Here is a 22915-nt window from a genome sequence, read left to right on the forward strand (position 1 = left end):
GGTGGAAGGTAAAAAATTCAGCTTGTTTGATTTTATTTACAAATACGGTACAGTCGCAGTAATTGTGATCGTCATGCTGTTGTTCAGTCTGACCAATCCGTATTTCTTCACGTACGACAACATCACGGACATTTTGCGTTCCATCTCGATCGTAACGTTCGTCGCGATTGGCGTTACGTTTTCACTGATTGTCGGAGGCTTCGACTTGTCTGTCGGTTCGACGGTGTCGTTGACCACAGTCGTTTCGGCTTCCATGATGGTCTGGTACGAGCAGGGCGTGTTTGCCACTTTGGTCGTCCCGATCGCGCTCAGTCTGATTGTCGGATTGGTCAACGCTTTTCTGGTCGTCAAAATCCGCATTCCCGATCTGCTGGCGACACTGGCGATGCTGTACATCGTCAACGGACTTCATATGACTTATTCAAAAGGCTACTCGATTTACGCCAACATGCCGTTGGAAGACGGTTCGATGGCTCCGGGGAAATTCCAGGAATGGTTCCTCTGGCTCGGACAAGGCAAAATTTTATCCCTGCCTGTTCCCGTCATTTTGACCTTTTTATTGGTCGCGGTCACACACGTCTATTTGGCGTATACTCGCCAAGGGCGGATGCTGTACATGACGGGCGGCAATCTGGAAGCGGCGCGTCTCTCCGGCATTCCCGTGAATCGCTATCGCACGCTCGCTTATGTGTTGTCTGCCCTGTTCGCCGGACTGGGCGGGATGCTTTTGGCAGCGCGGATCGGTACGGGCCAGGTGAGCAGCGGCGGCTCGATGCTGATGGATGCAGTGGCGGCCGCGTTTGTCGGCTTCTCCGTTTTCGGCGCGGGCAAGCCGAACGTATTTGGTACGTTCGTCGGCGCGATTTTGATCGGGGTGTTGCTGAACGGCATGACGATGCTGAACGTGCCGTATTACGCCTACGATATTATTAAAGGAACGGTACTGGCGCTTGCTCTTGCGGTGACGTACTATCAGTTGCGCAGGAAAAGAAAAGCGTAAAACATGGCTGTACAGGCAAGGCAGGGAGCTGCGGGAATGCAGGCATCCTGCCTTTTTCTTTTCAATAAAATGGAAAATGTTTCACATGCAGCATCCCTCCGCTATAATACTCTGGGGGGATATAAGTGATCCATTATAAGACGTACATACGCGGAGATGCCTATGAATGGGTAACCTTCGTCCACGGGGCGGGCGGCAGCTCATCCATCTGGTATAAACAGATCAAAGCTTACAAAGAGCATTTCAATATTCTCCTCGTCGATTTGCGCGGTCACGGCAAGTCGAAGCAGCATATGGGGAAGCCCAGGGCTAAATACACGTTTGAAGACATCAGCAAAGATATCATTGAGGTGCTGAAGCACGAGAACATTGCTTCCACTCATTTCGTAGCGGTGTCGCTGGGCACGATCATCGTCCAGATCATCGCCGAGCTTGCGCCGCAAAAAATACGCTCGATGGTTTTGGCGGGAGCCGTGACGAAGCTGAACTTGCGCTCGCAAATCTTGATTGCGCTGGGCAATCTCGTCAAGCATATCGTTCCGTACATGTGGCTGTACAAGCTGTTTGCCTGGGTGATCATGCCGCGGGAACGCCATCACGAATCCCGCTCTTTATTTGTCAGAGAAGCGAAAAAGCTTTGTCAAAAGGAGTTCAAGCGCTGGTTCAGGCTGACGTACGGAATCAATGCATTTCTCGCGGGGCTGCTGACGAAAGAGCCTGCGATTCCCGCGCTTTTTATCATGGGAGATGAGGACTATATGTTTTTGCCCTCGGTCCAGTCGTGTGTAAGCCGCAGAAGGCACGCCCAGCTTTGCATGCTGGACAATTGCGGCCACGTCGTCAATGTGGATCAGCCGGAAGAGTTCAATCGTGTCTCGATCGGATTTATCAGGCAGCAGGCAGGGGGAGGACAGTACGTGGTCAGTCCGGCCTAGCGCGCCTGGCTTGCCGTTTGGTTCAAGCCTTTGGCATTTGCGATTTGCGCGGAAGTGTGTTTCAATAAATGGGAGCAGAGCTGGAAATAAATTTTGGCCATATATTTTAATGAAGGGGGAAATGACATGTCGATTCAAAATGAGCACGATTTGCTCGCTTTGCAACGGATCGGGAGAATCGTGGCAGAAGCGAGAGAAGCGATGCTGCAGGCCGTTCGGGCGGGGATCACGACAAAAGAGCTGGACCGGATTGGCGGCGATATTTTGGCGAAGTACGGCGCGCGCTCCGCACCCCAGGTGACGTACGACTTCCCCGGGCAGACGTGCATCAGCGTGAATCATGTCGTGGCGCACGGGATTCCCGATGGAACGGTATTGAAGGAAGGCGACATCGTCAATGTCGACGTTTCCGCAGAGCTGGAAGGTTACTTTGCGGATACAGGCGCTTCGGTTGTCGTGGGACAGGGAGAACCTGTGAAGCAGGCGCTGTGCAAATGCGCAGAGGAGTCGCTGTACAAGGCGCTGGATTCGGCCAGGGCTGGCTCCAAGTTGAGCCAGATCGGGCGCATCGTCCACAATGAAGCGAAGGCAAAAGGATTTACGGTCGTCAAAAACCTCACAGGCCACGGCATCGGCAAAAGCTTGCACGAGGAGCCGACGGACATCCTGAACTACTACGACAAATGGGACAAACGGCTGCTGACGGACGGGCTTGTGCTCGCTGTCGAAACGTTTATTTCCACAGGAGCCGAGTATGTGCAGGACGGGAAGGACGGCTGGGCTTTGGTGACGCCGGACAGAAGCTACACCGCCCAGTACGAGCACACCGTCGTCATAACGCGCGGCAAGCCGATTATTTTGACGGCTTGAGCGTTTTTCCGCACCGCGCGCGGTGATTTTGCGAGCGTGAACAAAGAGAGGAGGCCCTATTGCGCTGATAGGGTCTTTTTTGTGTGAAAAACGTCTCGACGTTTTTTATGAAATGGGATGTGAGCGCTTACGGTCAACGAAACGGTCATGACCGTTTTGCTTTGGGAGAAAAATTGCGAGAATGAGCAAGAATAACTTGCAGAATAGCCAAAGATTGTATATTCTTTGCATAAGAATATATGTTCGTATTTGCTGGGAGGTTCCTTTTGATGAATCGATGTGGCTGGGTGAATCAGGACCCGTTGTATTTGGATTATCACGATCAGGAGTGGGGAGTGCCTGTCTACGATGACCGGCTGCTCTTTGAATATTTGAATCTGGAAGGCGCGCAGGCGGGGCTGAGCTGGTACACGATCCTGAAAAAGCGGGAGAACTACCGCCGGGCTTTTGACAACTTCGAAGCGGCAAAGATTGTGCAGTACGACGAGGACAAGATCGAGCAGCTTTTGCAGGATGAGGGCATCGTGCGGAACAAGCTGAAAGTCAGGGGCGTCGTCAAAAACGCTCACGCCTTTCTCAAGGTCGTGGAGGAGTTCGGCTCCTTTTCCAGCTACATCTGGTCGTTTGTTGGCGGCAAGCCGATTCACAACCACTTTCAGGAGCTAAAAGATGTGCCTGCCTCCACCGAGATCAGCGACAAGCTGAGCAAGGATTTAAAAAAGCGCGGGTTTACGTTTGTCGGTTCGACGATCTGCTATGCGTTCATGCAAGCAGTAGGGATGGTAAATGACCACGTGAAGACGTGCGATCTGTATCAAAAAGACTAAAGCACAGGCAATGAGAGGAGGAGCAGACATGAATGCGACTGATCTTTTGATTCTGAATTTCGAGGAAGTCAGACGCCGCAGCATCAAGGTGTGGAGGGCGATCCCGGAAGACAAGCTGGATTGGAAGCCCGACAACAAAGCGTTTACTTGCGGGGAAATGATCCGGCACGTCATCGAGGGCGAGTTTTTGTACCATCAGATTTTGATTCAAAGAGGCAGCTCCGCTCTGTCTGCTCTGCCGAATCCGTATGACACCAAGCCGTTCACCTCGATTGAGGAAGAGTTGGCTTTTGCTAAGCCGTATCGGGACGAGTTTCTCGCCTTTGTCAAAGAGTTGGACAAAAGCGACCTGGAGAGCATCCGCATCGACCGTTCCGATGTCGGGTACGTCAGGACATTGGGCGACATGCTGCTCCGGATTGCGTACCATGAATCGGTTCATACCGGGCAGTTGCTCGATTACATGAGGACGATGGGAATCGAACGTCCGAACATTTGGGATTGAGTAGAACGGAAGAAGCTTGGGGGAATAATGCAAAAGAGCCAGCGTTCTCTGCATCGGGTGGAGACGCTGGCTCTTTCGCGTTTTTTGCGCACGGCTTTTCAGCTATACATGGTGGATGGCGTAGTTGGGAACGCTCAGGCAGAAAGGCAGCAAGAAAGCATTACGTAACCAACGAAGTATGAGAGTGGTATACTTTTCGAGTTGTGGCTATCGTTCAAAGCACGGTTCTTTTCCAGAGAATCGCGCTTCTTTTTATGCGGAATTTTGCAATAAATACAGGGGCATTTAACCCCGTTCGATCAAGAAAAGTCAAGGAAAAAAATGATTGGAAATAACTTGAACTGAAATGAATTGTATGAGATACTTGTACTAACAAAGAGAACAAACGTTCCTGTCTATCTTTTAGGGGAAGCAAACTATCTTATTTCCAAAAATGGAATCAGGCAAGGAGTGAGAGTATGCAAAAACAAGCGATAGGCCGTATCGGCTGCATAGGCGAGAGTTCTCATTGCCGAGTGCGCAGAGGACGGTCAGGAGAGTGCAAAGCGGTACTCACGAGCCAGTTCCCTGTGCTCTCCCCGAAGAAGAATCTCGTTTTGGCAGGCGAATGGACAAGCACGAAGCTCAGCCGAGGAAGCACGATCAGAGAGCGCCTATTGATTCAAAGTAAGGATGGGCAGCGATGATGTCGATGGATTATGTCCAGGTGCTCGCTGTGGTCGTTTGTTTTCTCGTGTTGGTAGTGACATTCAAGCATGTCGATTTGCAGATTCGCATCAACAACATTTTGGATGTGCAGTTGAAGGCGAACAAGGAGAAAGAGAAGGAGGCAGAACCGAGTGAGAAAAAAATCGATCCTCCTGTCCATGAAAAACAGCATCCGCAAGAATAGTTGAGGAGTCGGCGCTGTCCTTTGTTTCCATATCATTCCATGGGGGAAGGGGATTTTTGCAGAGATGATACAGGCAGCATTGATCGTTGCTTGCGCCCTGTTGGTCGGAGTGATCATCGGGCAGAGCATTTTAGCAGAAAAGGTACGAAAAAGATAGATAGCAGCAAAACGAAACGATGTATCTCTACAGCTTTTACGAGAGAACGAGGGGGAAAGAGAATGACGACGACAACTTTGATCAGTAAAGACATGTTGATGGAAGCGGTGTGCGAAGGTTGCCCGGCGACGTGCTGGGGGAAGCGGACGCATTGCCAGGTCCATGACCAGCATATCGGCAAAATTGAATCGTGCCCGGAGTGGGACAGATATTTGCAGCAGCAGCAAGCAAAGCCAGCACGGCCGATTCAGAAAGAGGCGAGTAAACAACGGGAAGTCCGCTTTGATTTGCACGAGTTGGCTCCAGCCCTCTCTGTTTTGCAAAAGACGGAAGAAGAAATTCGCGATTACAGCTACATGCAAATCGAGATTGTCCGCATTCAGCGCTATTTGCGGGAAGCCGGGGAAGGCATGGTCAGCCAGTACGGATTGGATTCGGCCATGCCAAAAGGCCAAGGCTCCCACAGCGACAAAACACACGCGGAAGTCGTTCGCCGGGAACGGAAACAGAAGCGGCTGCAAAATTTGCAGGACAAAATCGAGCGGATCAACAGAGCGGTAGAAACGATTCGCAGCGAACAGGAGCGACTGATTGTGGAAGCGCTGCTGGATGGGGAGAAAAACAATTTGATCGCCAAAGCGATCGGGGTGTCCCGCCAACGCTACTACGAGATTAAGCGGAGTGCTGTGCTGAAAATGGCGTGGGCGATGTACGGGGATGAAATGCAGCAGACGGGATGAAAAAGCGAAAAGTGAATACGCAGAAGATGCGAGAAGCTCGATTTTGGCGCGACATGCCAGGATCGGGCTTTTTTTTTGGAGCTGGAATGAAGTAGCTGGAATCGTTGAAAGAGCTGGAACGATCTTCGAGCGGCTTTTTCCAAAAGGGCGGGCGAATCACTGGCTAACAAGGCTGACAAGAGCTGACACTCCCTGACACTTACGTGAAAAATCCATTTTGATCCGCGCAAAAGGTTATAATGGACTCAAGCGAATCAAGTAAGAGACACAAGAAGCCATCTGGTCAATTGCCGGGTGGCTTTTCCTGTTCGCTAATCCGACGAAGGAGGGAGCTGGCATGTGACAAACAGCAGGCAAGCAGTGCAACCAAGGGAGGTGGGAGGATGGAGGATCGCGAGTTGTCCGTTCTTTCCGAACTGATCGGGGAAGCTTATCCGCAGCTGGCAACGGTCGTCAACGTCGACGACTGGATGGCTCAGCGTTTTTCCGCACCGGCCGCGTTTTTGCTGACGCAAGGCATCGGGGAGACGGGCAGGAGCCATGCTTCCTATCAAGTGCAGTCAGAGGCGTGGATCGTGCTGCATTATCCGAAAACAGCTGGCGTGTACCAGAGGCTGTCGGACGAGCCGCTGCGCCAGCTTTTGCGCAAGTCGCAGTACAGCTATCGCGGTACGGCGTCGGATTTGTCCATCGACATCGACAGCTCGACATTGCGAATCTGGCGGGATAAGCGGGATCGCACGGAAATTGCGTTTCGGTTTACGTACGTCGTCACGGTGCCGAAAGCGGCGGAAGCGACCATCAACGAATTTGAGATTGAGGAGGGACGTTCCTAGTGGCAAAAAAAGAGCAGCAACCTGATGTTGTGAAAACAAAACAGGAGTGGATTTTGAGCGCCGCCTATCTGGAAGCCGAACGGTTCGAGGTAGCAGGCGCTCTTTTTATGGCGGCAGACAACGAGCAGCTGTCGGAAGGGCAAGTAAAAAATCGATTGACCAAATACAAAGGCGGGGTGTAAGCATGACAATTCAACGTGAACGGCCGGGCGTAACGGTCGAACTGATCGCAAAGGCAAAAGAACGAGTAGTACCAAAGAGCGGTGTTGTTCTGGTTCCGTACCAGGCAGAGTGGGGAGCGCCGGATGAACTGGTGAAGCTGGGCAGCTACGAGGAGCGCATGGCGCAAACGTTTGGCAAAGCGGATACGGTCGAACTGGCGGCAGAAGGCGGGGCAACCGTCCTGGCGTATCGCATGACGAACGGAACAGCGGCGAAGGCAGCTTACGAGCAGGCGAATGCCGTGCGGATCGAGGCGCTTTATCCGGGCTTGCTGGGCAACGACTTGCGCGTCGTCATCGTCGCTTCTACTTCCGAGCCGGGCAAAAAGGAGCTGCAAGTAAAAGGGCCGCTGCAAACCGAGAAGTTTTCGTTTGCGGATGCAGATGAGCTGGTGGCGAAAACAAGCCAGTCGCTTTACGTGCGCGTGAAAAAGCTGGGCGATGCGGCGATTGCCGTAGCTTCCGAAGCGAATTTGACAGGCGGCACCAGCGGGACAGCGGCACTCTCGGCAGCGGATTCCAGCAAGCTGTTCATGGCTGTTTCCGGTGCGGATTTTGACGCCATGTACTTGCCGTTCGACGATGCTTCCGTGCAGGCAGCGGCCAAGCAGTTTATGAGCGATCGCCGCAAGCTGGGCAAAAAGCTGAGCACGCTGGTCATTGGCGGCAAGGCTGCGGACGATGAAAACATGGAGAAGCATGTGGAGCGCTCTGTCGCGCAAAATGCCCGTTATGTCGTCAATTGCGCCATCGCTGGCCAGCACAACAATGGAAACACATATGGCAGCCTGCAGTGGGCGGCATGGGTAGCGGGCATGATCGCGGCGACGCCTGCGCACGAATCGTTGACGGCGGTTGTCGTGCCGCTGAAAAAAGCGCTGAAAGACTGGGGCCACACCGACATTTTGCAAGCGCTCAGCTCGGGAACCTTGGTCGCCACCCGTGACGGCGAGGTGTACATCATCGAGAGCGCCGTGAACACGTTGGCTGTTTTGGGTGCACACGAGCGGGAAGATTACGGCAAAATCCGCGTCAGCATGACGCTCGACCAGATCGTCAACGACATCAATGCAGTCGGCAAAAAGTACAAAGGCAAGCTGGGCAACAACGACCTGGGCGGTGCGGTGTTTGTGTCTGCGGTCAACGCTTATTTGACCGTGCGCGAGCAGCAAGGCGCGATTGAGACAGGCTGGACGTTTACAGACAAAAAGAACGGAAACGGCGATCGCCGCGGCTTCCTGCTGTCGGCCAAGCCATTGGATGCGATCGAATACTTTGACATTGACTGGGAGGTGCTGTAATTGGCTATTGCACGCGATATCAAACTGAAAAATTGCCAAGTTTACGATGAAAATGGAGATCCGATCTACGGAACACTGGAGGGCAAAATGGTCCTCAAGGTCGAGTACGGCGACACCAACCGTCTGCAAAAAGGGAAAATCCAGACGGTCAATGACTGGCATGTAGAAGTCACGCTGAAAATTACGGCTACCAACGCCGCTTTGAAATACTACTGCGTCGAGCAATTGACCCAGGGCAAAACGCCTGTGCTGCCGTTTTTGATTGGAGAGACGCTGGACAAGGAAGCGGGCAACTCCGAGCGCGTCCGCATTTCCAACATCGTGTTGAATCCGGAAGAAATCACGCTGTGGGAAGCGAAGGCAGACGGCAACGATCACGCTACCTACGACCTGAAAGGGATGTCCATCGACAAGCCGGACTACCTGGATGAATTGCCAGCTTACATCGAATAGGAGGAAGAGACATGAGCAAACTGCAAAAATATTTGGCAAAAGCGAATGAACAAGCGCCGCGCAAAGAGGTGGTTGTCGTCATCGACGGCGACGAGTGGAAAGTGCGCCAACTGAACCTGTCCGAGCTGCGCGAATGCGAGCGCATGGCAGACAAGGGAGAAAAAACGGACTGGTTCCTCTACAACGACGCCCGAATCGTCAAGGCGACCGAGCATGAGTTTCCGTGGAACCAGGAAGAGCTGAAAAAGGCGTACAAGGCCGGAACGAAGTACGAGCTGGTGGAGAAAATTTTCCGCGACAATCCTGAGGGATACAGCAAGCTGCTCCAGGCAGTGCGCGATGTAAACGCAGGCCAGTCGGAAGAAGAGGCCATTGAAGAAGCAAAAAACTGATCCGATCTGACGGAGAGGCTTGGCACATGTGCCGCGCTTTTTTAAGAGGCCGGGGCCGTCCGTCGGATCTGTTGGAGTACGATGTGGACGCGTACAAGCAAAAGCTGTTCGTGATGGCTTGCCAGATGGTCGAGCTGGAGGATGAGGAAAGGGCCGGGTGAAGGGGCTTGGCTTTTTCCGATCCCGCTTTAGGATATAAAAGGAAGTTGGATGACAGTTAAGACAGGAGGTGAAATGAATGGCAACAGATGCTGCTAGATTGAAAGACACGCGTTCGGAAATGAAGCGCATGCTGCACGAAATGGGCGCGATGACCAAGGAAGTAGGCCGAGCAGGACGGGAAATGCAGAGCATGACCAATAAGCTCTCCGCAGGACTTAGTCGAATGAAGAGCGACGTTCAGAAAGTCAGGGCCAGCATGGATGAGCTGAACAAAGTGAAGCCTAAAGTCAAATTTGTAGACATTGCCCCCAAGTTTGACGACATGAAAAAGGAGTGGGCCAACTTAGGGGGACTCTGGAATGGTGTTGCTTTTGGCACATCGATGGATGGAGTCAAAACGGAAGCCAAGGCTGCGGGGCAAGAGCGGGCTATTTATGCAGGCAGTGGAAAAAGCGCTGCGGAAATGAGAGTTTTCGAAGAGATGGCCGCGAAATTGACAAGGCTCAATCCTTATCTGACCGAACCCGCGGCGATGGCTCTGATTGCAAAAAGCGGGAACGTCGATCCAAAAATGGTGGAAGAGGCAGCAAGACTGGCTGTCACGACTCGTCTTGCCGGGGAAGAAAGTGTAAGAATGATGACAGCGATTGGCGCCGCAACACAGGCTGATGCCAAACCTGAACAACTGGCGAATGCGCTTCAGTATATGAACAATGCGGGAGCAGGCAATCTTAGCCTCAAGCTGGTAGATTCCCTCGCGCAATTCAACACAGCGAATGGCAAAATGCTGAATACCCCAGAGAAACTGGCTGCCGTGGTCGGAGAAATCAGCCAGCTGTCCCTGAATAGCAAGGAGTTTGGCGCCCTGTTGATCAAGGGTCAGGAATATAACGCCAATGGTGGACTTGTACAGCTTCTTGCATCCAAATACGAAAAGCAAATTCAGGAGACTGACCCGGAAAAGAAACTAACCGACGAGCAGAAAAAAGCCATGGCACAACAAAGAGCCGAGGAAGATTCCAAAAGGCTTGCTATAGGGCTGGCTTCTACAGACAAAGACGAGCAGCGAATCGCATTGGGAAAAATGATGATGCTGATTGCTGCCTCTTCGAACGCGGCGGAACAGCAAAAAGCCATGGCCAGTCTGGGCGGCGATTCGGGAAATATTGTGGAGAAGACGGTCAAGATTGCCTCCGGCGATATGAAGCCAGAGATGAATAACGAGGTAGATAAAGCATATGCAGCTTCATCCCAGGCCGACCCGTTTTTTGCTACGCTTCAGGCTCAGGCAGAGGCGAAGCATGAGGCGATGGACGCGATCGGAAAAGTAACTAGCGATTTGTCGGGTGTCACTGCGCTGGTCTCCAAAACAGCTGCACTTTTCACCGGCTGGTTCAACAGTTGGGATGAGACGGTAAGGAAAGGTGCCGTATATATGGTAACGGCTGTGACCGTCATTTTGACAGTCGGTGCCCTTGCAACAAACATCTGGACGAAAACGAAAGCTTTTTTCACTACGGTAGGGGGGCTTATAGCCAGAATAGGCAAAAAAGGAAAAGCAGCGGAGGAAGAAAAACCGCTCAATCCGGATGCAGGAGGAAAACGAGAGTGCTGCTGCTGTTGCTGCTGCGACGGTTCTGGCGCAGGTGGTAAAAAGGGGAATAAATCCAACAATAAGGGTAACAAAAAAAATAACAGCAATAAAAACAGGAACGGGTCGAACAAGTCTGCTGCTGGTAATGAAGCGAACAAGCAGACGGGAGGCAAACGCAATGCAACCGCAGTTGGTGCAGTCGCAGGCGCAGCTCCTCTTGGCATCAGTGCAGCTGTGCCAGGTGCTTCTCCTCTAGACATGATGCCTGAACTGCCGGACATGACTGAACTGGATAGTGGCGGCCGAGAGAAAGCGGATAAAACCGAAAAAGCCGGAGGAAAAGGCTCCTGGAAAAAGATCGCGAAGGCAGGATTGAGAAGGGTACCGCTCGTTGGAACCTTGCTCGGTGTTGCGACAATCGCCGGATCGGAAAATAAAGTGGATACGGCAGCACAAGTAGGTGCAGAAGCGCTTGGTGGATGGGGAGGCGCAGCTGCTGGCGCGGCGATGGGAGCTGCTGTAGGCTCCATTGTTCCGGGACTTGGGACAGCAATCGGAGGAGCGATCGGCGGCATCATTGGTGGCTTCGGAGGTTCTATGGCGGGAGGCGCGATCTATGACACAGCAAAAAATTGGTGGCAGAACAGGTCGCTTGCGAAAGAAGGAGATACAGCACAAAAGCAGCAGCTTTTCGGAAAGGAGCGGCGCAGGACACGCGCACCTCAAGCAGCGCCGCAAAGGTCAACTGCCCCTGCCTATTCACCAGCAGGAAATCCGAATGCAAAAACACAGAGCGTCTCCTTGACGATCCCACAACTGACAATTTCTTTGCATGCGGACGGTGTGCTGCAAGATATTCCGACGATGCTGAAAATGCTCAATGATCCAACTGTCAGCCAAAGAATCAGAGCGATCATCGAGAGGGCACTGTTGGACGCGCTGGAGACAAGAGGAGGAGTGGTGACATGATTCGCATGCAAGGCAAATACACACTGACATTCCCGGTCACTCCAGCCGAAATCCAATTTCGCGGCTACGGTAACGATGTCGAAGGCACCACGTCGATCACGTTGCTCGCCGCCAATCGCATCTCGGCCAGACGTCCGAAATCGATCAGTTTCGATTTCTTTTTGCCGGGAGACATTACAGCTCCTTACATCGAGGTCAAAGGCTACCAAGGTCCGAGACCGTGGCTTGCCGGATTGGAGCGGTTGACAGGATCAGAGGTGCTGCTGACGATCGACGAGTTGAATCTCGCCTGGAATGTGCTGATCGGGCCGTGCGATGGCAAGTTTCAGGGGAAAAACGTCGATTTTCACGGCTCGATTGAGCTGCCGCTGTTTGTAAAAGACGAATTTATTACCTGGAGCAACCAGACGCAGCTTCTCTCCCCTGGCGCCGTCATCTCGCGGCAGCAGCCGGCTCGTCCCAATACGAGCGGCAAGGTAGCGAAAAAGACGAAGAAGCAGAAGGCGATGACTCAATCTGCTGGCAGCAGCCGGGCTGAGGACATGCGCATGCGGATTCAAAAAAAGCTGGAAGACGCACACGGATTTTAACGGAGATGATGAGATGAAAGTCATATATGGGAAGGAACAGACTCGATATGACCTTTCCCCGGCTGTCACAGAGCTGTCCTGGTCATCGTCCCGCGGGCAAATCGCCGGGCAGTTGAGTGTGCAAATCAAGGAAGCCCCGCCCCTGCAAGCGGCGGGCTTTTTGATGCTCTTTTCCGGCGATCAGCTAAAAGAAGCGCAGCAAATCTTCCACGGTCCGCTTGTCCGCCTCGATCGCGACGATCGGACTGGGGATTTGTCCGCGACAGCTTACGAGCTTGGCTGGTATTTGCAAAAAAACGAAGTCTCCCGCATCAAGCTGGACGGCGATGCCGGAACGGAGCTGGCGCGAGTCATCAAGGCGGCGGGCGTGAACATAAGCTGCCCGCCTTTTGGCTTCACGACCAAAGAGCGCATTGCTCCCCAATCATATACGGCTCTGTTCACATCGCTGACCGAGCAAGCGTACGAGAAAACAGGCGCCCGCTATTTCGTGCAGTACCAGCGCGACAAGCTGACCGTTTTGCCGGAGGGGGCAAACCCGATCGTTCCGCTGTTCAAGGCAAGCTTGCTTTCGACAAGCTCCACAGGCGAGAGCATCGAGGATGTGTACACGGTGGTGACAGCAGAGCGCTATCAGGACGACAAGGTGGCGAGCAGTGCGACGAAAGCGAACGAGAGCCTCGTCAAGCAAATTGGTCGCATGCAAAAGGTCATCGACGCCGGGGAGGACAAAAATGTTGCCGCTTTGGCAGCGAAGCAGCTTGCCGAGCTGTCCAAAATCCCGCTGACAAGGTCGATCTCGGTCCGTCATGAGGACGAGCAGGCGGCAAGGCTTCGCGCAGGCTGGCTGATCAAGATCATGGAAAAGAACAATCAGACCATTACCGATTGGATCGTCACCAGTTGCAACGCTCACTGGAAAGGCGGGCAATACACAATGGATCTGCAACTGGAAAGGAGGACGTAACCATGCAATCCGTCATTGCAAAGCTCAGGGGATATACACAGGACGGGCTGGTGAACACCCGAGGGGAGTTCGGACAGCTTTTGTCGCTCACGCCGTTGTCCGTCAAGCTCGACGAAGACCCAACGCCTTTGGAGCCGGATGAAATTGTCGCCTTGCGCTCTGCGGAGTTGCGCCAGGAGGACGTAGGGAAAAAGGTTGCCCTGCTTTCCTGCACGAACGATCAATACCTCCTGCTCGGGGTGGTGGAATGATGTTTCCCCAGTTGACGGGCACGGAAGACATTTTGACGGCGCAAACGGACGAGCCGATTCCCTGGACGTATCAGTTCGATTGGGAGACGAAGCAGTTGAAGCAAGGGCCAGATGGCCGCTATTTGCGCACGAGAACATATGCAGAATACTTGCAGGAGACGGTGCACAAAATTCTCCACACCCGCCGCTTTCGCTACGCGATTTACTCGGAGCGGTACGGGGTGGACTTTTTGGCGGAAAAAGGCCGGATGCGCTCCGGTTTGTCATTGCCGACGATCAAGGCGCAGACCGAGGAAGCGCTGGAGGCACACAGCGAGATTGAGCGCGCTGTCGTGCAGGACATTCGCTTTGCGGGCGGCCGGGTCATTTTGCAACTGGAGATAGAAGGGACAAGAGGCACAACGCGATTGGAGGTGGATGCATGGCAACGATAGACAAACCTGAAATGCCGATTTTGCGGGAGACGCCCGACCAGATTTACCAGCGGATCGCGAACCGGATGGCTGTGCTCGCGCAGAAGCGCGGGGAGACGCCGCCGGCTACGGGGGAGGGGGAAATCCACTACGATTTGGCCTACCCGATTGCCGAAGAGCTTAGCGAGCAGCAGCAGCTTTTGGAGTACGGCTTTTTGCAAGCCTTTCTTCCTTGGGCAGACGGTGAATATTTGGACGCGTCAGGCGTCTTTTTTGGCCTCCCTCGCAATGAGGGAGAAACTGACGATGCCTATCGCAAACGTTTGCTGGATCGGGCGCGCTCCGAAGAAGGCGACGGCCGCCGCCAGGACTATGAGCGCTGGGCGCGAAACGTTGACGGCGTAGGCGGAGCAGTTGCTGTGGAGAAGGCGTGGCACGATCTGTCGATTGATGTGTACATCACGGATGCGAGCGGTCAGCCCGCCACGGAAGAGCTGGCGAATACTGTGCGTACCAAGCTGGAAGACAAAAGGCGGGCTTTGCACGAACTGCGGGTGCTGCCAGCCAAGGTTTATCCCGTTTCGATTGCAGTGAAGCTGGCGCTGCGCCCCGATGCCGAGCAGGCGAAGATCGAGGAACAGATTGCTGCCCAAGTGAAAACGTATTTGAAAGGGCGTTCGCAGATCGTGTACCAGCAGATCGGGGCGCTCTTTTTCGTGGACGGGGTCGTCGACTTTGCGGATTACACGCTGAACGGCCAGGAAGCCAATCTAACCGTGCCTGCTGACTCTGTCGCTTCGCTCGCTTTGGCGGTGACGACATGATTCCAGAACGCTACAGGCAAATGTTGCCGCCGCAATGGTACGAGAACAAGGTAGCGGAATATCATTTCGAAGGCGCAGCAACTGCAGTCGATGCTTTTGCCGCGGAGCGGGAAGACGTTTTGCGGCAGTTCCATCCGTGGTCAGCGACCTGGGGGCTGGATGTTTGGGATTGGATTTACTTTGGTCAAAAGCAGCTGCTGGGTGTTGAGGAGCGGCGGAAGAATATACGGCAGAAGCATTGGGCGTACCTTGGCTTTACTCCAGGTGTATTGCGGGCGATTGGCTACAGTTCGTCAGCATTCAAGCAGGTACGAATGGTCGAGGATTTTGAAAAGAAAGTGATTCGGTACGTTTACCCGGTCGAGGACCGTTTCGATACCAAAAATGCGGTACAGGCCGTCGAGAAAATCCGGCCTGTTCATTGCAACGGGGTTGCGTTCGAGCCTGTGTCGCTGGAGAGAGTTGAACTTCGGGACGTGCTGGTTGTTGGAATTAAAGAGTACCACAAGGTCAGCGAGTTTCGTGTAGGGATGACCCCGATCAAACGATACGAGGAGGTGGTCGGATGATCACGCAAAGTTACCTACAAACTATGCGAGATGACTTGTTGGCACGGGTAGCAGGTGGGGACATCTTGCTGAATAATGCTGTTTCCGTTCCGATCCACGCAGTTTCTATTGCGCAACATCCGATGGCAGGCATTCAAGAGGCGATTGCTCTTGAGGTGTCGGCGCAGCACATTGCCAGCGTTCCGGTTATCACCAGCGCAAAGCTGCGCACCAGAACCGGGGCGGTCGTCGCAGAAAAGATCGCTACTATTGAAATGAACGGTGCGCAGTTCGTGAATCTGACCTTTGTAATCGAAGTGAAAGGAGGGGCGTAGGATGCCGTACAACGTCAAGATGGACTGGAAGCAAGATGATCCAGTAACGGAGGTGGATATTAACCGCTGGGAACAAGGCATAGCAGACGCGCACGCACAGATCGCCGTACTCACCGCAGACGTATCGAACCTGAAGACACGTATGAACGTGATCGAGAGCACGCTGCCGGAGAACTTTTTGTACAACCACTTCAAGGATGATCTGAGCACGATCAGCGGCATTAAAGTGATACGCGGTTACTACAACGAGGCGCAAAGCAGGCTGGAGGTATAGTTGTACAACAGTCGCTCAACCGAGCGGCTTTTTCTTTTGGAAAGGGGGAGGAACATGCCGGTAATAACTTTAGATAATACAAACACGATTATAACCGATACTTTTGTTTCACAAGCGTCATCAACAACCCCTTTTGGGACTGCTCCTACTATCCAGTGGGGAAACGGGAGCAACGGGGTTAATGACAAGCTTCGCGCTTTGCTGAAGTTTGACTTAGGGTTAGTGCCAAATGATGCGATTATCAACAGTGCGACACTATATCTTTTTAATAACAGTAATGGAATAACTAGACAAACGAATATTCATCGGGTAACTGATGCGTGGGACAATAATACAACTTGGAACTTGCAGCCAAGCTATGACCCAACGATCAAGAGTAGTTTTTCCAGTTATCCCGCAAGTCAAACTGTTTCGATTGACATAAAAAACCTGGTGCAAGAATGGGTGAATGGGGCTAAAAACTTTGGGCTAATGTTGAAGGACTTTGATGAGTCTGTAGCAGGTACTACTCGAAGTGCACATTCGTCAGAAGCTTTGTATAAGCCACATATAATCATCGACTACACCATCCCGACAACAGGCAAAAAACAGGTGGAGTATGTGGGGAATTCTACAGCAGGCGCTGGTTCGAGTGTCGCGTCCATTACGGTTCCTCTGCCTACTGGTACAACGGTAGGGGATTTATTAATAGCTGAGATCAATTCATCATCAACGGGCACAATTAATCTACCGTCAGGCTGGACTATGCTGACAACCGGCACTTCTGGAACCACTAGGTATGCAGTGGCTTATAAGTTTGTTCAATCTGGTGACGGCGGGCAAGTATTTTCCAACACCTCGGGCCCAACAGCGTGGAGCGTGGCGTTTCACTTATATAGAAACGTGAAACAAGTGCAAACCTATGTTGGTTCTACTTACACTTCTCCTGTCTCGTCGTTCGCACCAAGCGGATTCGCGGCACAGACAGATAATGTAATGATGGTTCTAATAAATCAATCACCATCAGGAACAGTGAATTTCACAAACCCGCTGAGTACAACGGAGGCATTAGATGTCGCTGCTCTTGGGGCAGGAGCGATCGAATCATCTTATAGGTATCTATACAAATCCCGTTCTCTGCCTACGTCTGAAATGTCAAGTCAGGTTAACGGGACATCAGCAGGTATGGCCACAGCAATTGCACTCGAACCGATCGCCAACAACCCGCCAACTCTCACGCTTACGAACCCTGCCGATAATCTTTCATTGACGGAAGGTAGCACCTACAAGTTGGAAGGCACTGTCTCCGATGCAGACGCTGGTCAGGCGCTATCAGTCAAGTATTCCATCGGCGGCGGGCCGACGCAGAGTATCGCGCTTGGAACATCAGACGGCACAACAGCGAAATCGTTCAGCAAGGTACTGACATACGCGCAGGGACGCTTTTGGGACGGTTCAACCGATGTTTCTGGCTTACTGCCAGCTGAGGCATCATCAATACAAATATGGGCCAACGATGGCAGCGACGACTCAACCAAGGTGACGCGGAACTTCACTGTGCAGCAGGAAGACGGCAAGATGTATGTCCCGGTCAACGTCGTCAACCAGGCTTATCTCGTGTCGCAGATGGCTCCTCCTGTTCGGTTGACCAATGGGTGGTTGGTTGGGATAGCAAGAGAGGGAGGCGTTTCCGGTTATCCTCTATATGTCTACAAGACTTCGGATAACGGCAAGACTTGGACGCAACTAACCAAAATTGCAGGCATCAACGTAGCAGAAGCAAGCATTCAAGCTAAAGGCACCAAATTATATATCCTATACGCTATAGGAATGGTATCCGACAGTGCAACAAGGATATTCGCGCTTGATTGCTTGGCTGCTCAAGCGACCTATGATGGAAATACTGTCGGCGTCACTGTAGATAGTGCTCAAAAAGATCAAGGATCGCGCTCGCTCGCCATCACTCCAGACGGCACCCGCCTCTGGTGGGCAGCCAGCACGAAAAACAGCATGTACCCGAACAGCTTCAACATTCGTGCTGGCAGCATACCTATTTTGGCGGATGGATCGCTTGGTACACCGAGTGCTATTGAGCGAGTAACCGGAAGCAATCATGTAAACCAGTCACTATCAACACCGAGTCTACTTATGACTGATACAGAAATCATGATTACTGTGACATATTCTGAAAATAACGCGAGTAATCGAGTGCTTTGCTTTGGAAAGTCAGCAGGGTTCACAGATGCATACTGGGGAGCTTTAGACGGATGGAAGCATAAGACGATATACACGATTGGTTATCAGTACCCCCAGTCTCAACCGATTTCCTGCAAATCACCAACCGGTAAGCTGCACGTCATCTGGCACGGTACTGACTCCAGCGACACGGTTAACCCGTATATCAGGTACAGCAATTCAACAGACGGAACGACCTGGCTCGCCACGCCGAGAAAGCTGGTCAAAGGCCAGAACGCCAGCATCACCAGCGACAAAAACGGCAAGCTGATCATCACGTACGAGGACGGCGGGTATATCAAGCGGATCGAGTCGAGCAACGAGTTTGTCTCATACTCTGGTCCGTTCGTTGTTGGCGCGGGTACAGTCCCGGCATCGTTTTATGACCCGACGTTTACCACGGACTTCTCGGTTCCGCCGACATTCTACCAGGTATCCGGCGCCGTCAAATACTACGGCGTGCTGAATCTGAACAAGAAGCCAGTCGTTACGCTGACTACGCCTGACAACCAGACATTGACGGAAAACGCGACTCTCTCAGTCGCGGGAAGTACACTGGACGGCGATCCAGGCAACGTGGTAACAACGTGGTACAAAATCAATAGCGGGCCAGCACGGGCGTTGCAATCCGGTATCTCTGACGGCAGCACGCCTCTTTCTTTTGCTCGCGATCTGAGGTACAGCGGCAAAAGGATGTGGGACGGCGCGGTCGATGTCGCTGGCGTCGATCTGGCGGAGAACACCGATCACACGCTGGCAGTCTGGGCCGAAGACGACAAAGGCGGCAAAAGCGCGGAAGTCACGCGCAAGTTCCGCGTGGTCTGGAACCGTCCGCCGACGATCAGCGGCCAGAACAGCGACCTTGGAACGCTTACGGAGCGGCCGACAGTCACATATTCAGCCGCAGACCCGGAAGGCAACTCCTTCACCTTCACCGAGTACCTAAATGGCCAGCAAGTCAGGTCATTCGCCGGGACAGGTGGTCAGCAGAACACCTTCGAGCTGACACATGATGCATGGATCAAGCTTGATCTCGACGTACAGCACCAGTTGAAGATCGTTGCTACGGACAGCGCAGGCATTTCAGCTGAGCGCGTCTACACTTTTACCCGCACCGAGACACATCTGGAGTTCATGCTGGACTACAACAACCCGGATGTCGCTGCCTTCTTTACCGTAGACGGCATGCCGGAGCGAATCCTGTTCACGCTGGAGCGATACTTGCCGCCCGACTCTGAGATCGAGAGTGTGCTGGTCACAAATAACTATCTCGATGCTACGCCTACCTGGGAAGATGCTCGCAATGCCGTAATCGGTGGCCGCGGCTACATTTTCACAAACAAGACGAAGACAGCAGCCGACTGGGCTATTTGCGTATGGGTCACCCTTGCAAAAGGTTCTGCCACACAACGCGTCCACGTCTATGGATATGGGGGTGCTTTTGACTGATGAAGTTCAGCAATCAAGAGTCCATCACGGAAATTCGCAAAAAGCAGCAGGAAACGCCGGAACAAAAGATTGTCAGGCTGGAGGCGGAACTGGTCGCCGAAAAAAATGACAAGCTCACAATCATGGAGGCAACTGCTCAACTGTATGAGGAGTTGCTTCTATTGAAAGAGCAGATGGGAGGGACATCTTAGTGGCAGCAATTTACTACAGTTTGGTCAAGGCTGGCAGGCGGAAGATGGACCAAGTTCCCGCACATCTTCAAGAGGAAGTACAGGCGATGCTTGATGCTGAAAGCAGCACTGGTTAATCTGGGCATCCGGCTCATATCTTTTCGGGGCTAGGTAGCTCTGATCGTATTGGCCGCCGCACATACGACAGTGTGCCAACTGGTTTGAAGCTGGCAGTAAAAGAAGACCTGGAAGCTATCAGGCTGAGTGCCGATGGAGCACCAGTAGCATAGCGCCTTTTCCCAAGCGGAGAGGGCGTTTTTCATGGGGGAGCTACTGAATGGCTCCTTTCCGTTAGCTTCAAATTTGTCTCAATGCATAACTTTAGTTAGAGGACCAGTTATACGCAATGAGCTTATAATCACATTTGCCCGTTGTAGGTTTTTTGCTTTTTATCCGTTGATGGAACGCCGTGTGCGATGAAAGTCGCTCGCGCGGTGTAGGCTCGAACGAAACCCCTCTTGGAGAGAAGGGGATAAGTCGAGAATAGCGATACCAGCCCGGCAGTTGGCACAATCACTGTTATGAATGCGAGTATTTTGCTGATTAGCTTCAATGAAGAATTATCAGAGGACACCTTATCCATTACTGATATCGATCAGCTCATTACCCACATTAACAGTCATACTGGAGCCAACTTAAAAAAACAAAATTGGAACCAGAGTATTGAATGGGATACAACCGATCCGGAAAAGCCCATTCTCAAGGTTTACATGCGTTATAATCCTGATACTTGGCATACCGGGTTTTTCTATCAAGTAAAGTTTGTTCCCGGGGCAGTAAAGGATAAACACGAGAACATAACGTATGAAACACCATTAAGTGGTCCATTTTAAAACGCCATCAACGGCCCTCGGGTAAAACCGAGGGTATTTTTTTATCACCAAGACCGAGAGCCAGCCCCGAGCCTATCGGGGCAATTTTTACTGCACCGAGGGGAGAGAGGAAGAAGAGCGAATGGACAACTTTATCAAAACAGGAATTGCTATCGGAGGCGCAGCAGCCTCGTTTCTTTTTGGCGGCTGGTCAGCATTGCTCAGTGTGCTACTCGCATTCGTCATTTTTGATTTTGTCACTGGCCTGATTGCAGCCGGAATGGAAGGAAAGTTAAAAAGCAAGGTCGGTATGATCGGCATTGCGCGGAAGTTGTTCATTTTTTGCATGGTCGCGATTGCGCATCTGATCGACATGTCGCTTGGTGACCAAAATTTCATCCGCGACGCGACGATCTTTTTTTACCTGGCAAATGAGCTGCTAAGCATTATCGAGAACGCGGGACGCATTGGCCTGCCCGTTCCCGAATTGATTAAGCGAGCAGTAGAGGTACTAAAAGGGAGAGGGGAAGGGAAATAACATGCAAATCACAGAAATGCTACTGACGAACCCAACGGCCAGACCAGGTACAAAGATTGTCCCGAAAGGACTGGTCATCCACTGGACAGCCAACGAGAAAAAAGGCGCCGATGCGGTGGCAAACCGGAACTACTTCAACAAGCCGACGACAGAAGCCAGCGCTCACTACATCGTGGATGACCGGCAAATCATCAGGTGCTTGCCTGAGACGGAAATGGGCTATCACGTGGGGGCAAAATCGTACAAGTCAGAGGCGCTGCAAAAGCTGAGCGCGTACCCGAACGATTGCACGATTGGCATCGAGATGTGTGTCAACGCGGACGGCAGCTTTACCAAAATGTACGAGCAGACCGTAGCTTTGACAGCAGAGCTTTTAAAACGTTATGGCTGGGCTGTGGATAAGTTGTGGCGGCATTACGACATTACCGGGAAAAACTGCCCGGCCTTTTTTGTCGATGAGCGCACGGCGCAAGCTTATTTTGGCAAAAATGCGCAAGCTGCCTGGGAAAGTTTTAAACAGGATGTCCACAGGTTGCTAACAGGTTTTCCACAAAAACCACAGGCACCTGTTGATAACTGCACTGTCGAGCTGACGCTGGCGACGACAGGCAAGCTGATTGCAGGAACTTCCTATGTTCCGGTCCGGCTGGTCGCGGAGGCAGCGGGAGCAACGGTCGGGTGGGAGCCGACTACCAAAACGGTAACGGTGAACGGTCACGAACTGAATTGTCTCCATGAAAATGGAACCGCTTATGCTCCGGCAAGAGAGGTGGCTGCCCTGCTAGGGATGGAAGTGAGCTGGGACGCAGCGAGGAAAACGGTAGTGCTGCGAGGATAAGCCTGAGTAACAGAAGGCGAAAATAAGCGGCGTTGGCAGCACGACCCAACAGAGCACAAAGGAGCTGCCCAAAAAGGCGAATTAGCTAACGTCAAGCAAGCGGAAACATTGATTCATCGACGCGTATGAAAGGAAAAAGGGCGTCGCTCAGCCGAAAATTCGACTTTTGGGACAGCCCCTTTTGCTATTGAATATGGTGCAAGCAAGTGTCAGCCGATCACAATGACGATGACGTCGCTGGCGGACAAAATCGCACTCGGCTTCGCTTCCCGCTGGTTGACGCGGATGCGGCCATCCTTGATCTTTTGCACGATTTGACTGCGGCTCCAGCCATCCAGTCGACTGGCGAGCAGCTTGTCGAGGCGATACCGCGCATCTGCGCTTTCAATCGTGATGCGGACTTCCTGCACGCCTTGCTTTTTGTAATCGAGAACAGGGAGGACGGGCAAGGCGAGATTTTCTGCCATTGTCTCCTGCTCCGGTACTTCTACATGCTCCGTAAACGATTTGTATATGGCGAGCTTCTCGTTCCATGTGTGGTCCCGCTCGCATTTGTAGATGGCGAAACGATAAATGTTTTTGCCGTTGGCGTTGTGCCGGCGAATGCTGGTATCGAAAAAGGGTACGGTGCGTCCGCAGCTCCGGCAATACCGCAGCACGGGGAGATTGCATGGCGTTTGAGTTAATACCCACGTATGTTCCATGACTAGCATGATCCTTCACCTCGTGAAAAAGGGTAAGGAACGTACCTGCTATTTGGATGTCTTGCAGACTGGCT

The 22915-nt window shown here is 52.4% G+C and carries 30 protein-coding genes; 29 read left to right on the forward strand and 1 reads right to left on the reverse strand.

Annotation, left to right across the window (positions count from 1 at the left end):
* Window position 1: 1 nt before the first annotated feature.
* The 29 genes from M2298_RS22555 to M2298_RS22695 all read left to right on the forward strand — a co-directional run bounded on the left by M2298_RS22555 (window position 2) and on the right by M2298_RS22695 (window position 22137).
* On the forward strand, window positions 2–1000 hold the full coding sequence (locus tag M2298_RS22555; RefSeq protein WP_122963766.1) for an ABC transporter permease: 999 nt from the start codon (window positions 2–4) through the stop codon (window positions 998–1000).
* Window positions 1001–1125: 125 nt separating this feature from the next.
* On the forward strand, window positions 1126–1935 hold the full coding sequence (locus M2298_RS22560) for an alpha/beta fold hydrolase (protein WP_280649120.1): 810 nt from the start codon (window positions 1126–1128) through the stop codon (window positions 1933–1935).
* 126 nt (window positions 1936–2061) lie between these two features.
* Complete coding sequence (gene map, locus M2298_RS22565) at window positions 2062–2805, forward strand: type I methionyl aminopeptidase (protein WP_122963768.1); 744 nt, start codon at window positions 2062–2064, stop codon at window positions 2803–2805.
* Window positions 2806–3074: 269 nt separating this feature from the next.
* The gene (locus M2298_RS22570; RefSeq protein ID WP_242774201.1) at window positions 3075–3632 is read left to right on the forward strand and encodes a DNA-3-methyladenine glycosylase I; all 558 of its coding nucleotides are present in this window, start codon (window positions 3075–3077) and stop codon (window positions 3630–3632) included.
* Between the two features lie 28 nt (window positions 3633–3660).
* The gene (locus M2298_RS22575; protein WP_122963770.1) at window positions 3661–4137 is read left to right on the forward strand and encodes a DinB family protein; all 477 of its coding nucleotides are present in this window, start codon (window positions 3661–3663) and stop codon (window positions 4135–4137) included.
* A gap of 27 nt (window positions 4138–4164) precedes the next feature.
* Window positions 4165–4305: a hypothetical protein gene (locus M2298_RS22580; protein ID WP_280649121.1), complete on the forward strand. Its 141-nt coding sequence runs from the start codon at window positions 4165–4167 to the stop codon at window positions 4303–4305.
* A gap of 514 nt (window positions 4306–4819) precedes the next feature.
* A complete protein-coding gene (locus M2298_RS22585) occupies window positions 4820–5029 on the forward strand; it encodes a hypothetical protein (protein ID WP_063231744.1) in 210 nt (69 codons plus the stop codon).
* Window positions 5030–5248: 219 nt separating this feature from the next.
* Window positions 5249–5926 (forward strand): hypothetical protein, encoded by a 678-nt coding sequence (locus M2298_RS22590; RefSeq protein WP_229049757.1) that lies wholly within the window; start codon window positions 5249–5251, stop codon window positions 5924–5926.
* A gap of 383 nt (window positions 5927–6309) precedes the next feature.
* Window positions 6310–6762, forward strand: a complete 453-nt coding sequence (locus tag M2298_RS22595) for a hypothetical protein (protein WP_122963775.1) — start codon at window positions 6310–6312, stop codon at window positions 6760–6762.
* Window positions 6762–6944, forward strand: coding sequence for a hypothetical protein (locus M2298_RS22600; protein ID WP_122963776.1), 183 nt, complete (start codon window positions 6762–6764; stop codon window positions 6942–6944). The genes M2298_RS22595 and M2298_RS22600 overlap by 1 nt, the downstream gene beginning before the upstream one ends.
* A gap of 2 nt (window positions 6945–6946) precedes the next feature.
* A complete protein-coding gene (locus M2298_RS22605) occupies window positions 6947–8284 on the forward strand; it encodes a phage tail sheath subtilisin-like domain-containing protein (protein ID WP_217023232.1) in 1338 nt (445 codons plus the stop codon).
* On the forward strand, window positions 8285–8737 hold the full coding sequence (locus tag M2298_RS22610) for a hypothetical protein (RefSeq protein ID WP_063231751.1): 453 nt from the start codon (window positions 8285–8287) through the stop codon (window positions 8735–8737).
* Window positions 8738–8748: 11 nt separating this feature from the next.
* The gene (locus M2298_RS22615; RefSeq protein ID WP_122963778.1) at window positions 8749–9129 is read left to right on the forward strand and encodes a phage tail assembly chaperone; all 381 of its coding nucleotides are present in this window, start codon (window positions 8749–8751) and stop codon (window positions 9127–9129) included.
* A 26-nt stretch (window positions 9130–9155) separates the two neighbouring features.
* Entirely contained in the window at window positions 9156–9290 is a 135-nt protein-coding gene (locus tag M2298_RS22620; RefSeq protein ID WP_255679189.1) for a hypothetical protein, read from the forward strand.
* A gap of 77 nt (window positions 9291–9367) precedes the next feature.
* Complete coding sequence (locus M2298_RS22625; protein WP_280649122.1) at window positions 9368–11854, forward strand: hypothetical protein; 2487 nt, start codon at window positions 9368–9370, stop codon at window positions 11852–11854.
* Window positions 11851–12444, forward strand: coding sequence for a hypothetical protein (locus M2298_RS22630; protein WP_242774209.1), 594 nt, complete (start codon window positions 11851–11853; stop codon window positions 12442–12444). Before M2298_RS22625 ends, M2298_RS22630 begins: the two co-directional genes overlap by 4 nt.
* A 13-nt stretch (window positions 12445–12457) precedes the next feature.
* Window positions 12458–13411 (forward strand): XkdQ/YqbQ family protein, encoded by a 954-nt coding sequence (locus tag M2298_RS22635; protein WP_173597644.1) that lies wholly within the window; start codon window positions 12458–12460, stop codon window positions 13409–13411.
* Between the two features lie 2 nt (window positions 13412–13413).
* Window positions 13414–13662, forward strand: coding sequence for a hypothetical protein (locus M2298_RS22640; protein WP_173599379.1), 249 nt, complete (start codon window positions 13414–13416; stop codon window positions 13660–13662).
* Window positions 13662–14096: a DUF2634 domain-containing protein gene (locus tag M2298_RS22645; RefSeq protein ID WP_122963783.1), complete on the forward strand. Its 435-nt coding sequence runs from the start codon at window positions 13662–13664 to the stop codon at window positions 14094–14096. Before M2298_RS22640 ends, M2298_RS22645 begins: the two co-directional genes overlap by 1 nt.
* Window positions 14084–14899 carry a baseplate J/gp47 family protein gene (locus M2298_RS22650; RefSeq protein ID WP_280649123.1) on the forward strand — a complete coding sequence of 272 codons (816 nt, stop codon included), beginning with the start codon at window positions 14084–14086 and terminating at the stop codon, window positions 14897–14899. Before M2298_RS22645 ends, M2298_RS22650 begins: the two co-directional genes overlap by 13 nt.
* Window positions 14896–15468 (forward strand): hypothetical protein, encoded by a 573-nt coding sequence (locus M2298_RS22655; RefSeq protein WP_280649124.1) that lies wholly within the window; start codon window positions 14896–14898, stop codon window positions 15466–15468. The genes M2298_RS22650 and M2298_RS22655 overlap by 4 nt, the downstream gene beginning before the upstream one ends.
* Window positions 15465–15782 carry a hypothetical protein gene (locus M2298_RS22660; protein WP_274874410.1) on the forward strand — a complete coding sequence of 106 codons (318 nt, stop codon included), beginning with the start codon at window positions 15465–15467 and terminating at the stop codon, window positions 15780–15782. Before M2298_RS22655 ends, M2298_RS22660 begins: the two co-directional genes overlap by 4 nt.
* Before the next feature lies 1 nt (window position 15783).
* Window positions 15784–16056: a hypothetical protein gene (locus M2298_RS22665; RefSeq protein WP_280649125.1), complete on the forward strand. Its 273-nt coding sequence runs from the start codon at window positions 15784–15786 to the stop codon at window positions 16054–16056.
* A gap of 54 nt (window positions 16057–16110) precedes the next feature.
* Window positions 16111–19719 (forward strand): DNRLRE domain-containing protein, encoded by a 3609-nt coding sequence (locus tag M2298_RS22670; RefSeq protein ID WP_280649126.1) that lies wholly within the window; start codon window positions 16111–16113, stop codon window positions 19717–19719.
* The gene (locus tag M2298_RS22675) at window positions 19719–19910 is read left to right on the forward strand and encodes a hypothetical protein (RefSeq protein WP_122963790.1); all 192 of its coding nucleotides are present in this window, start codon (window positions 19719–19721) and stop codon (window positions 19908–19910) included. The genes M2298_RS22670 and M2298_RS22675 overlap by 1 nt, the downstream gene beginning before the upstream one ends.
* The gene (locus M2298_RS22680; protein ID WP_267901895.1) at window positions 19910–20026 is read left to right on the forward strand and encodes a CD1375 family protein; all 117 of its coding nucleotides are present in this window, start codon (window positions 19910–19912) and stop codon (window positions 20024–20026) included. The genes M2298_RS22675 and M2298_RS22680 overlap by 1 nt, the downstream gene beginning before the upstream one ends.
* Window positions 20027–20470: 444 nt before the next feature.
* A complete protein-coding gene (locus M2298_RS22685) occupies window positions 20471–20782 on the forward strand; it encodes a hypothetical protein (RefSeq protein WP_122963791.1) in 312 nt (103 codons plus the stop codon).
* Window positions 20783–20903: 121 nt separating this feature from the next.
* Window positions 20904–21299, forward strand: a complete 396-nt coding sequence (locus M2298_RS22690; protein WP_063226740.1) for a phage holin family protein — start codon at window positions 20904–20906, stop codon at window positions 21297–21299.
* Window position 21300: 1 nt separating this feature from the next.
* Window positions 21301–22137 carry an N-acetylmuramoyl-L-alanine amidase gene (locus tag M2298_RS22695; RefSeq protein WP_280649127.1) on the forward strand — a complete coding sequence of 279 codons (837 nt, stop codon included), beginning with the start codon at window positions 21301–21303 and terminating at the stop codon, window positions 22135–22137.
* 209 nt (window positions 22138–22346) lie between these two features.
* On the opposite strand, the gene M2298_RS22700 is transcribed toward M2298_RS22695, so the two are convergent.
* A complete protein-coding gene (locus tag M2298_RS22700) occupies window positions 22347–22850 on the reverse strand; it encodes a S4 domain-containing protein (protein ID WP_280649128.1) in 504 nt (167 codons plus the stop codon).
* Between the last annotated feature and the right edge of the window lie 65 nt (window positions 22851–22915).

The organism is Brevibacillus sp. 1238, assembly GCF_029892995.1.
In the GTDB taxonomy this organism is placed as follows: domain Bacteria; phylum Bacillota; class Bacilli; order Brevibacillales; family Brevibacillaceae; genus Brevibacillus; species Brevibacillus parabrevis.